The sequence below is a fragment of the Leucobacter sp. M11 genome (assembly GCF_035726885.1).
Classification (GTDB): Bacteria; Actinomycetota; Actinomycetes; order Actinomycetales; family Microbacteriaceae; genus JAPFRB01.
Genome location: NZ_JAPFRB010000003.1, coordinates 332343 through 333191, shown reverse-complemented (window position 1 = coordinate 333191; position 849 = coordinate 332343). Strand labels below are relative to the sequence as shown.

The window sequence follows — 849 nt, the reverse complement described above, 5'->3', positions numbered from 1 at the left end:
TGGAAGTCGTCCGCGTGCCCGGTCAGGGGGCGGAGCGCGTCCAGCGCGGGCATCAGTTGGGCGCGCGCGTGCAGCCGTCCCCGATCCGCGGCGGCCCGGTAGGCCGTGACCTCGACCGGGCTGTGGCCGATCCAGCCGCCGCCGACCCCCGCCTCGACAAAGGTCGTGATGCCCTGGCGGGCGTACCGGGCGGTGGCCGCCTCGATCGCGGTCACGAGCCGCTCGGTGGCGTAGGGCAGCAGCCGGGCCTGGACCAGCCCCTGCGCGGCCTCCTCGATAACGCCGGTCGGCGCTCCGGCGGCGTCCCGGACGACGACCCCGCCGACGGGATCGGCGAAGCCCGGGTCCAGGGCCCCGACGAGCCGCAGGGTGGCGGAGTTCGTGATCGAGGCATGGCCGGAGGTGTGCCGGAGATAGAGCGGGCGCTCCCCGGTAATCTCGTCCAGCCGGGCGAGCTCGGGGAAGGCCCCGCCGTGGTGGGCCTGGTTGAAGCCGGTCGCGTGGAGCCAGGCCCCCGGCTGGTCCGAGAGCCGCTCGCTCTCGGCCCGCAGCAGGGCATAGAGCTCGTCGAGCCCGCGCGCGCCGCTGAGGTCGACCGCCGCGAGGCCGAGGCCCCACCACGCGGTGTGGCAGTGCGCATCGATCAGGCCGGGGGTGACCGTGGCAGCCCCGAAGTCCTCGGTGCGCTCCGCGTCGAGGCCGTCCAGCTCCTCGTCGAAGCCGACGATGCGCCCGTGCAGCACGCCGAGGCGATTCGCCACGGGCCTGCCCGGGTTCAGCGTGAGGATCTCGCGCGCGCGGACAATCAGATCGAGTTTCATGGGCCCCCTCCGGTCGATGATGCAGCGA

Annotated in this window: 1 protein-coding gene; it reads right to left on the bottom strand. The window is 74.3% G+C overall.

Going from position 1 to position 849, the window contains the following annotated elements; translation table 11 throughout:
• Window positions 1-821 (bottom strand): amidohydrolase family protein (locus tag OOT08_RS09890; protein ID WP_325092481.1); only part of this gene is annotated, 821 nt, incomplete at its 3' end.
• Between the last annotated feature and the right edge of the window lie 28 nt (window positions 822-849).